Below are 11707 nucleotides of genomic sequence, written 5' to 3'. Positions count from 1 at the left end.
CAGCAGCTCAAAGGTCAGACCTGCCACCTCCCATCCCGCATAGCCCCCCGTGACAATGGCGTATAGCACCCCCTTCCGCACGCCAGGCAACCTGAACTGCACCGGGGCTTGCCCGTCGGCATTTGTCCGGGTCGGCGCAATCGTGATGTGGGGGTACTCCCACCGCACCTCGACGTCTTCCAAGGGCTCGCCGGTCATGGCCGACACCACGGTCACGAGCGCTGAAACCAGCTCGCCGATATGACCATTGGCTTGGTCGCTGGTGAGCGACTGGATTTCCCGGGGCTGGTGCAAGAAGTACGACAGCGCCACCGATGCCGCGTACGGCCCTTCCCCCACCGCCGCAGTCAACTGTGCCGCGCCGGGCGTGGTGGGCACATAACGCACGCGCGCCACCCCGTAATAATCGGTCACGGTGGTCACTTCCCCCAGGTCATCACCGCGCCAGGTCACGATCACCCCGGCAATCGGCCTGCCACTGATGGAGGAGATCACGGTGACCTGTTCGACCAGTTCCTGCTCCCACTCCAGTATTTGCTGAACCCCGCTATCCCAGCGGATCTCCAGCACTTGCTCGCCCTCGCCCAACGACATCGCGTTCGCCGGGGACAGGCTGGCCAGACGCTGGGACGCCAGGCGCAAGGCAAAGCTGCCGTCCTTCAGATCGCCGGCCTTGAGCGTGAAACGCAAGCCCTCGCTGGGAAACTCGCGAGGCATTCCCAAGGGGTCAGGTAAAAAGCTGATGCCCAGTTCGGTGGGCCCGGTTCCGGTCATGCCAAGCGTCAGCTCACGCTCGAACAAAGGGCTGTTCTCGGAGGCCATCAGCTCAAAAACATGTTCGCCCTTGTGGCGCGGAAAGTAGGTTTTTTCACCCCAGGGTCGCGCGGGCGCGCCATCAAACCGGACCGTCAGCCCCGCCCACGGATCGCTTGCCAGCGCCATGACCTCAAAGTTGCGCTCCTCTTCGTAGCCGTCGTAACGACTGCTCACCGAGGCCTTCACCGCCTGGGTGCCGGCGGCGGCCGGCGCCACGGCAAAACCCGACCAACCATCGGCGTCGGTGGGTTGCGCGCTTGAACTGCCCGCTGTCCAGGTCACCGGCACCTGCTCCACGGCACGCCCGGTGAAGTGGGAAACCACCTGGACCCACAGCCACGCAGGATCCTGCCCGACCACTGGGTCGACCGGCGATTCGCGCCAGCCCTGGATCCTGACTTTGTTATGGGCCAGCGTCATCGGCTTGGCCGTGGCGACGAAGTCCAGCGCAGGCACTGCCCACGCCAGGGCAAACTCGCCCGGTTGTTCACTGGCGGTAAAGTCCAGCGTCCAGATCGCGCCGCCGTCGTTGATCGGTTGCGCAAGATTCAACGCAGGGCGCACCGTTGCCCCCAGTTCCTCGGCGGGTGCCCCCGACCACGCCAACGTTGATTCCAACCCCACCAGCGGGCTCAGCGCATTGGGTAAAACGCTAAAACGATGAAGCGCGCCCAGACACGGATAAAGCGCCTGGGCGTCCAGTGCGGCGGTTATCTGGTCGAGTCTCAGGCTGACTTCTTCCGTCAGATTCTCGGACATCAATCGCCCCGTCAGCTCGCGAACGACTGAAACGCTCTCCAGGCGCAACTCCAGCTCAAACAGGCTGCTGGTGCTCGTATTCGCTTGTGAGGCGAGATTCCACTCCGTACCGGCTGCCACCAGCGCTTTGGGCGTTCCAAGGTCACTGGGCACCAGCCCGATATCCGGCGCCGTCCCGCGCCAATGCAGACTGATGTTCTTACCGATCCATGAGCTGCCGGAATTGGGCAGCACTTTGAGTGTGTGCGTCTGCCCGCGCCAGCAGAGCACACCGAGCGCATTGCGCTCGACCACCTCGCCATCGAGCAGAATACTGACCTCGTTTTTCCAGGGGCTGGTGGCAATCGCCTTCACCTCAAACGGGCGCTCCACCGCCACGGCCTCGCCATGGGCCTTGATACTGGCGATGACCACTTTGTCCCCCGCACTCTGCGGCGTGTACAACACACTGGCCCAACCGCCGATGCCGGTGGTAACGGTGGATAGCGTCTCGCCCCCGGTTTTCCATTCGACCTGGGCATTGATGACCGGATCGCCGTCGCCGCTGGCCACGAAGTGCACCACCTGCACCCGCAACAGCACGCTTTCGTTTTCGTCCACCACGGGAAACTTGTTGGCCTCTCGGACTTCACCCACCCGAACCAGATTGCGCGCCAGCGACATGTTTTTTTTCGGTGAAGGCAGCAACAGTTTCGAACAGGTCAGTTGCAGGTCGAACCGACCGTCAGACCGATCTTCGCTGGTCAAGGTCCAGGCCAGTTCGGCGCCGGTGACCGGCACCGGAGCTTCAAGGGCCGGGCTGACGGCCACCCCCAGTTGCTCGTGGGAATCACCACTCCAATGCAACGACAGCTGCGTCCCCTGCAAGGGGCTGGCGGCGGGCAGTTTCACGTCGAGGGGATACTCCGAGCCGCGGTTGGGGTAACCGGTTTTTTCCTCCCAACGCGACTCAACCCCCTCGACCACCGTCAGCACATCCTTCCACGGATCCGTGGCCAGCACCCGCACCGTCAGGGTTTGAGTCAGCGTGCCAGAGGCGTAGTACAGGCTCTCGACCGACGCCTGGATCTCGACATCACCGGCCTGCGTCGGTTGAAAATCGAAGTAGGCCCAGCCGTCAGTTCGGCTGACGGCAACGCCGGTGACCTGCCCGGTCGTGGAGGTCCAGTTCACGGTGCGGTCGCTCAAGGGTTGCCCGGTGTAATAGGAAGTGACCTGCACCCCCAAACGCACACTTTGGTCGTATTCAAGCACCGGGTAATACGCCGCCTCGAGCACGCCACGAAAGGCCAGCCGATGATGCCCCAGGGACACCTGCACCGGATAAGCATCGGCGGCGTACTGGTTAACCAGGTCCATCGAAAACAGATAGGGACCGTCTTCACCGATCGCCGGGCAGTCCAGGGCCCAGGCCGAATCCAACGGGTGATCCACACCCCAGGCCGGGGTCGCGAGCACCGCACCCTGGGGGTTGTCATCGCTGGTCAACGCGGCTTGGGTGCCGGCCCATGCATTGTCCGGATCGGGCCTGAATTCAAGCTGATGAGCCAAGTCACCCGAGGCCCCCAGGCACACGTACAAAGGCCCGGTTGCCGGCAGTGTCTGCTCGTCAAGCTTGAACGCTTGCATCAGCACTGGCTCAAGGTACACCTGGAGGTTGATGCGCGTAATGCGGATGGCCCCGATGTCGTCCTCGGGGGCGTTTCGCGGGCTTTGAATATTCAGCGTGAGGGTGTCTTGAGCGTTGAACGGCAGGTCCAAGGGTACGTTGTAGGCAATAGGTCTGTAATCCAGCGGCTGACCGTCCCTCAGCCGTGCCTGATCCTCCTCCACATCCTGGGCTGCTCCTCGCGGCAACAGGATTTCCTGCTCCTGCGGATGTTTATCGCTGCTAATGACCAGCCTGCCCGGTTCGGTATGCCTCGTCTCGCACAGAAAGGTGAGGACGTAGCGCGCTGGAGCGCCTGGATCCTTGGGCGCCGTCAGCGCCTGACTGACCGAAGCCTCATCGCCGATGGTCAGAAAACTAACGAACTCCTCCTCCCCCTCATACCACTCCTTCCCAGTGCCCAGGTCGCCCGGAATCGGTCCCCGTGTCCAGTGCTCGATCCAGTTTTCGAAGTCGCCATTGAGCACCAGATTTTCATTGGCCAGGATAATCGGCTTATTCATGGCGAGCTGCTCCTTCGGCGGTTGAGTAGGGGGGAGTCAGGCTGATCTGATCTTCGACGGCTCGCACGAACGGTGGCTCGCCGGCCCTGGCCATGTAACGGATGCGCACGATGATGTCCGTCAACGACAGCAGCGTGCTCTTCTGCGGCTCATGGACCGCCCTTGGAAAACTCAACAGCCAGCGTGAAACCACCCCGGTGTTTTCGAAGGGGTTGAGCATGCTGTCATCGGGTTTCATCGCCACCATGCCGTGGTCGCCAAGCCCCATCGACAAGGCGATCTGCTGACCGCTGCGCAGGTTGATCTGCACATCGGAAGGCGCCACGTTACCCACGGGATCATGCAAGTACTTCACCGCTGGAAGGGATGCCTTGGTAGCCGTCATGCTGCTGATCTGCAGCAAGGTGGCACGTACATGTTCATAAGGCCCGATCAGCACAGGCAGGTCGACCTCGACTGAGCTGATTTGCCGGCAGTAATGCCCCGGGTGGTCGCGGTCGAACAGCAATTGAGAGAGTTTGAACTCCAGCGTTCCCTTGGTGCGCAACTGATCCAGGGCGCTCGCCCAACTGCTGTTGGGGGCCTGCGGGTCGCTCGCATCATCGAACAACTGGCGCAAGGAAATGGTCTTGACCAGCTCCAACCGCCGTTCAAAGCGTTGCAGGTACTCACGCTCCATGCGCATCAAATGCCCGCGCAGGTGTTCGCCTGCCGTCAGACCGTGGCGGTTGTCCAGCCAGACCTGGGGCAAGGGGATCTGCGAATCATAGTCACCGGTTTCGGCACTCAGCGAGGCCTGGGCGCTGAGGCACAGACTGACGACGGCATCGTAGGCCTGGTAATGCAACGCCTTGAACTGACCCAGCAGCCAGCCATACAGCTCGGCATTGGACGCGCGCTTTTTGATGAAGTTGTACACCGTCAAGGCCTGGTTGTTGGCCAGCAGGGTTTGATCCAGCGTGGTTTGAGCGGCGCTCACCGCGTGGGTCTGAGCGGTGATTTGCGCATCGAGCGCACGCACCTCCGCCTGCGCCTGATTACGTTGCAGTAGCCATTCTTCACGGCGACGCCGGTAACTTTCGGTGGTGGCCTGTTTGTCCGCGTCCATTTGCAACACCGACGAAGCAACATCCAGACCGAAACAAACCGCGTCGGCTATTTTCTCGAGACGATGCCCACCGGCGGCCAAACCAAAAATATTGGGCATCGAGGCAATCACGGCGCCCGCGGGTTTGATGCTTGCCGAGGTCAATGCCAGGATTTTGGAAAGCTGCAAGCTCTCCATGACCTCGTATTCGACCTTCGACACGTTTTCGTTGTAGAGATGCTCATAAGCGGTTGCCCGTTCCTCTGCCACCGCCCGGCTTTGCTGCAGCGCAGTCCTGCTCGCCTGGAGCTGAGTGATGTTCTGTTCCTGCACCGTCTGGGCGTAGCTGCCCAGTTCCACCAGATGGTTCTGTTGCAGTTCCTGCTGCTCGGCCTGGTCCCGTTGTTCAAGCAGACGCAGCACCTGGGCGCCGTGATCCTGGAGCGCCTGCACGGCGCGCAATGCCACCTCGAACGTCGTGCGCCAGCGGAAAGCCCCCACCACCAACCGACCGCCCATGGGCCTTGGCGCACCGACACCACCGGCCGCCAGGTCGCGCAACAACGCGTTGGGATCGGTGGGTGGGCTGAATAGCGGTGTGTCCAGTGGCTTGCCGTCCAGGGTGAGGTTGTTGCGCAGGTTATGCAGGCGCTGGCCGGGCAAGTCGTACAGCGCGAGCAACTGCTCATTGATCGGAGCCTTGAAAGGCTCGTTGGCCAACAGCCCCAGCAGCGGCGGCGCTTCGGCGGCCGCGGGGAAATCCGCGAGGCTGAACGCCAGGCTTTGCTCGAACTGCTCAAGTGCCGGTCGCGACCTGCTTTTGTTCATCAAGCTGTCTACCGTGTCGGTTTCCCAGCGGTTGACCGTGCGCACCGCCGGTGCCTTGCCCATCAGAAATTCGGCCTGCACGTAACACAGCTTGGCCGCCACCAGGCTGTCACGGGTGAGCTGGCGGTAATACCAGTCGCCCCAGGCCAGCAAGTTCTTGACGTACTCCGAGAACACCAGAATCTGAAAGTGCCGGGGCGCCGAATAGCCGATGGCGTCAGGGTCGGTGGGCGCCTGGGTTTCACAGCCCAGGTTGCCGTTGCTATTCAAAGGGCGGCAGCGCCAATACTTCGGTTTGGGATTCGGGTACTGAGGGTCGTTGGCCGGGTCGGCCGGCGCTTGCGGGTCGAACAGGTAATGCAACCATTTCTGCGCTTCCAGGAAGCGGTCCTCGGTGCGCAAACGTGTGGCCACCAGATGCGGCAGGTGGAAAAACAGCTCCCAGAAAAACAGACCGTTAGCGCCGTCGAAGGCTCCGTTCGGCTCGCTGATCGTTTGGCTTTCCGGGGGCGGCTCCGGCAGAAACTGCGTGTCCCAATCCAGCACCGCCTCGACGGAGATATTCGAGCGCTGCACCAGCTCGGGGCCGAACAGCGAATTCAGGCGGGCGTACTTAAGGGTCAGCTCGGGTTGGTTGAGGGAGAGAAACTGCGCTGCATCGAGGCTGTTCTTGAGCAGTGAGACAGGGGCAAACTTCGTGACGTTGATGATGGTCAGTTCGAATTTATTTCGGCCATATCCACCCGTGGTTGCGGTATGCCCGAACGAAAACGTTGTTGGCTCCGGCCATGAGCCACTCTCACGCTGAAACTCCTGCCATTCGGTACTCCAGCCACCGGCCAAGGGAAAACTTCCCGAAATGGGTGGAGGGTCGTCGGCCGAATTTTGCAACGTCAGGTCAAAGGTGGCGTCTCCGGTCAAACCCGTTGGCCTGCAATAGCCCTGCACAAACAGCTTGTCCATGTCGGTGCTGGCGTCGCGAAACACCACCGCCTGCAGGCTCAGGTACGGTGTCAAACTGCCCGTCCTCTCCACGGAGGTGACCATGGTCGGCTGATTCATCAGCGGATGTTGTACCGTCTCAGCCGTGACAAATCGCTTGAGCGCCGCGTGTTCCAGCCAGCCGCCATCGTCCCAGGCCACGGGGCGGAACAACACGTCACGCACCGCAAACACCTTGAGGGAGTCCTCAGCGTTGGTCAAAAAAACGCCCAGCTTGCCCTTGGGGTTGTAGGGGTCGGCCCACACCGTCGCAATCAACCGGGCGCCTTGGGAAAGGTCGTCGTCATGCACGCTGCTGTGCAGGCTCAGCGGTGCCGACCATCGGCCATTCTGGGCCATGAACGCCACTTTGATGTCCAGCCGGTGCGGCAGGCTTACGTCGTCCTCGTCCACGCTTTCGACCTTGTACTGCCATTCGGCCCACACCAGGCACAGCCGTCCGCTCCAGAACACCGGGCGGATATCCAGTATCGTCACGCCCGTGGGCGTGTCCACCGGCAGCCATTCACTCCAGGCCGCCGGGTTGATGGCCGGGCAAGTGGGAGAGAGCTCGACCTCGGCCTTGCGCCAGAAGTATTGGTAAGGCGGCACCCGCTGGCGACCGACAAAGTAGTAGTCGGCCCGGGCCGGCGAGACGCTGTCCATGTAGCTGCTGAGCACGTCCAGGTTGCAGGTTTGCTCGAACGTTTGCAGGTACTCCTGCAAGGCAACCTGCACCGAATCACTGTTCAAGTGTGCCTGGTTGAGGTTGTTTTCAAGGGTCTTGAACAGGCTGGTCTTGCGCTGCCGCACGAAGGGGTTGATGAAGTTTTCCGGGTAAAGCGCGATCATTTGCAGCGCCGACCAATCCGGGTAGTTGTTGTAGAGCTCCCAGGTGGCCAGGTCCCGCTTGTCGAACTCGGTGTCGGCATAGCCGGGTTCCAGTTTGCGGTAGGCGGCGTGGATGAACTGCTGGGCGCAACTGGTCGCTTCGGCGACCCAGGAGCTTTGCACCGGGTAACTGTCCAGGGGATCCAGGCGCAGCAGTTCGAACAGGTCCGCCGGGGTCCGCAGGAAGTTGTACGGAGGATTCTGACCACTTTTTTCAACGTGCCCGAGGCTGTATTCGATCAGGGCGGTCCGGCGTTTTTCGAGCAAGTCACTCAACGTGTTCAGAGTCATGGTACTTGCTCCTCGCGTTCAAAGATGATGGGCGGGAAATTAGCTAACACGCTACCTTCAGGGGCAACGCTGATCTGGAACTTTCCGCCAGTAGGGCTGGAAACAAATGTTCGGGCCACGCCCTCCTGGTTGGTGTAGCTCTGATCCGGTCGATAAACCACCGTGCCTCCCCCGTCGTCCAAGTCCCTGCTTAACCAGCGCGTCAGATGGTTTTTCGCAATGTTTCCATGGACGTCCTTGATGGTGGCGTAGAGTTCGACTTCCTGACCGGCAGGTACCGCTTCCAGAGGTACCGGTGACATGTACCGTGATGGTATGGCTATGTGTTTAGCATCGATAGTGACCTCGACGGTCGGGGCATACTCGCGCTCAAACAGATCGAGCCAGAATTGCGGCGTGTCCCACCCCGTCACCTTGCCCGGTTTGTACACGGCCTCAACCACGCCGTCGGGTTCCGTAGCCTTGGTTTCAACGGTCCCCAGTTCAGCGCTCCAGTAAACGTTGACGCCGCTCAACGGGTTCCCGTCGCTGTCCATAAGGGTGACGGTGAAGGTGATTGTTTCATCAGTCCCAGCCACCACCGTGGACTTGTCCGGATTGCACGTCACAGTAACGAGCTGCTTCAGATCCCCGGTGAAGGTCACCAACGGCCTATCGGATTCGGACAGGCTCAGCAAGGCATGTTCGGCGGCGGCCTTGTAGGCGGGTTTGTTGATCTCTTCTGGCAGCCCGCCCATCAGGAAAATCGTCAAGGCATCCATGCCGGTGCGCGCCGCCAGCACCCGGACCCGCATCAACAGATCGAGCTGGGGCAGGTTTTTCAGGATTTTTTGCGCAGATTGGAAGCGGCTGACGCACTCGCGCACCTCCTGCACGCTCCAGTCAAAAAACCCGGCCAGCCGGATGGACGCCGCTTGTTCGGCCAGACGCAGTGCATGCCCCCCTATCGGAGAAGGCAGCGCATTGACCTCGCGCAGGTAGTCGAGCAGCGTCTGCGCCGGCTGGTCGCTCAGCTCGAACGCACGGTTGAGGGTGGTCAGGTAATAAAGCGTGCGCACCGTGAACGCGTGCTTGTCGTCCTGGTCCAGCCAGGCTTTATGGCCGTAATCCAGATAGTCGCGCAACACCTCTGCGCTCAGCTCAAGTTTCGCCACTACCGCACTGCGACGGCGCACATCGGCCAGCAGCGCAAGCAATGGGTCAGCCAAGGCGTTGCGTCGCTTCACCGAGCCTTCAAGATGCGAAAGGTCACGTTCGAGCACCAGACGCAGCAACCGGCTCACCGTTGAATTGGCCCACGCCAGCACCTCGAGCGCTTGCTCGGAACCGATACCCGTGTAAACCGCCAGGCATTCCTTGACCACCGAGACCTGGGCGTCCCTGGCCTCCAACACCACGGCGAGGAGCCTCTCGACGATGGCGGGGCGCTCCAGTTCATATTGTTCACCAAGGCCGATGGTCACGGCGTAATCAAGCTCTCTTCGCGCAAAGTCCAGGTATTGAGCCTCGGTTCCCGTGCGCGACATCACCAGCCCATCGGACTCGACCAATGTCGTTTGCATCCCCAGCAGCTCCAGCCAACTGGCGCCCGCCATCGCCGGCACACCGCCCATCAGGATCGCCGAGTGGGTGAGCATTGCGCCGGGCAACAGATTGAGCAACTGCTCAAAAAGCCGACCCTCAGCGTCCCGGGAAGCGTCCAGCGCAGAAGGCGGCGAGACCTGCTGCACCATCCAAAGCACCGGCAGGTCGTGATCGGCACACCAGTCCACACACAATTGCATGGCCTGGATGAGGTTCAGCACATCCGGGCTATCGCTTGTGGTGGAGTTGATCCGGGGCACACCCGCCAAACCGTTGAGCCAAAGCTCCCCACCCAACACCGTCAGCAACAACACGCCTTCGACCGGGGTAATGCCCAACAGCCGGGGCAGCTTCACCATGCGGTAGAAACTGGACACGATCGCCAGGTTACGCGGCAGATTGTCGCCGTCGATGCCATGGGCATTGGCAATCGCCAGGGCCAGGTAGTTGTAGGTCTGCAGGTCGATGCCCAACGCGCTGCACAATTGGCTGACGGTCAGGTCGGGCACCTCAGGTGCCGGCACGATCGGAAACGTTCCGCCGTCGAGCTTCAAGGGGTCACGGTAATCGCCCTGGCCATTGAAGAGCTGATCGAATTGGGACAGTGCTTCACCGCGACCGTAAATCGACAACTCGTCGATAAACACGGCAAAGTCGTTCACCGGGCATTCACAGCGCTCGCGCAAGGACTGAAACAGCCCGAGGGCATGCACGACCTGTTCGGTGATCCACCAATTATCGGCCGGCGCACCACCGCGCACTTCAGCCTTGATGGCCGCCACCAGCAGCGCATCCACCTGTTCGCTGGGCAGTGCCAGCCATTGATCCAGGCGCAACTTGCGATTCATTCGGTCGTAATGCGCAAGTCCCGCCGCGTTGCCTGGGCTCACGGAGAGTTTATGAAGAAACAAATTGCCCTCTCCGCGACCGGTAATATGGAGAGCGGGGTGGGCATTGGCGTTGAGGTAAACCGAACCGGAGCGCCCGCTTTCCGGTTCTTCAGGCACCTGCGACGAGTACGTCACATTGGCCGAACGCACTGGCGCAAAGCCCCGTACCGACAGCAAAGCCTCGAGCCCCTGGGTGTCGAGCTTGGTCCGTTCGCCGAAGAACGGCACCTCGATGAGGTCCTGCCAATTCAGCGCGTCGGCGCCGAAGTTCTGCATATAAAAAATCATGTGTTCGTATTCGCCTCCCTCCCCTTCTCCCTCAAACTCTACGGGCGGCTCCGTCAGCAACCGCCGCTGATAAGGCCCCAGCCGCGACGCATGGGCCAGGGCCGGGCCCACATCGCTGTACCAGGCCTGGGTCTGGAAAAAATACGGAAAGGACGGGCTCACGCTTTGGGCAAAACTGCCCACCGACAGGCCATGGTGGCGGGCAACGGTGTCCACCGTGACCCAATGTTGGAAGTACGGCAGCCCGTTGGGATAACGCGCCTCGATCATGGCCTGTTCCAGTTCCTCCGGAAGCAAACCGATAAACTTTTCCAGCACCGGGACGATGATGTCCACCGACGACACCGATTGATGCACTGCGTTGAAATCGATGCTCAGCGGCTTCAGGTCTTTGCGCCGGTCATGCAAGGGCAACTTGCTTGCGTCGCTTGAAACCGCTTCGATGCGTTGCTCGATCCACCGCATCAACTCAATCAAATACGCCACGGGTGATGCGAAAGACTCCAGGGCCTGGGGTGGGCACAAGCTGTCGAACTGAGGATTGAACAAGAGCTCGAAACTGGGGCCTTGAACCATCGACAGCAAACCACTGCTTGCCCGCCGCTGCTCTTTTGCCGAACCGTACAGGGTGTGCTCGATGAACTGACGCCGCAGGTAAATGGCCATGCTGTTGAGGCGCCGTAACAGCTGACGAGCGTCATCGGCGCTCACGCCAAAGTCCCTCACCAATCCCTGCACGCCCTTTTCCACCAGCGTAAAGATCGAACCGCCCTCTTCGAGGTACGTGTGCAGCGTTGCGTAGTGGGTGAGTTGTTGGTCACTGAACACCTGATTCAGCAGCTGTAAAGCGCGGCGGGAGTCAGCCATGGACGAGTCCTCGAATTCGATAACGGCCCGAAGCGGCCCGACGAAGCCGTCAGGCCGAGTGTTTGCTTAACGTGATTTGGCGCTTGCGAGCCCAAGCCGTCTACTGTCAGAACCGACAGGTTTCATGACCGTCTATCGGGAGTTGGGCGCCTGGTTAGGGCTGCTGGGCGGCTGGACTTCAAAGCGCCCGCTCTCGATCCAATCGGAGGCCGTCGCGCCGTCTGCCGTGTCGGTGATGGTCTGCCTGAACCGG

At 61.1% G+C, this 11707-nt stretch carries 3 protein-coding genes; all 3 read right to left on the bottom strand.

Annotated features, from left to right (window positions below; all coding sequences use genetic code 11):
* Positions 1-3747 (bottom strand): Ig-like domain-containing protein (locus PSEUDOMOFG3G_RS03840; protein WP_139049268.1); only part of this gene is annotated, 3747 nt, incomplete at its 3' end.
* The gene (locus tag PSEUDOMOFG3G_RS03835) at positions 3740-7825 is read right to left on the bottom strand and encodes a neuraminidase-like domain-containing protein (protein WP_139049267.1); all 4086 of its coding nucleotides are present in this window, start codon (positions 7823-7825) and stop codon (positions 3740-3742) included. The genes PSEUDOMOFG3G_RS03840 and PSEUDOMOFG3G_RS03835, both read right to left, overlap by 8 nt.
* Positions 7822-11454, bottom strand: coding sequence for a Tc toxin subunit A (locus PSEUDOMOFG3G_RS03830; RefSeq protein WP_139049266.1), 3633 nt, complete (start codon positions 11452-11454; stop codon positions 7822-7824). Before PSEUDOMOFG3G_RS03830 ends, PSEUDOMOFG3G_RS03835 begins: the two co-directional genes overlap by 4 nt.
* Between the last annotated feature and the right edge of the window lie 253 nt (positions 11455-11707).

This window comes from Pseudomonas sp. FG-3G (assembly GCF_901007645.1).
Taxonomy (GTDB): domain Bacteria; phylum Pseudomonadota; class Gammaproteobacteria; order Pseudomonadales; family Pseudomonadaceae; genus Aquipseudomonas; species Aquipseudomonas rhizophila.
Note: the sequence above shows the minus strand (reverse complement) of the source record. Positions and strands in the feature narration are given on the sequence as shown.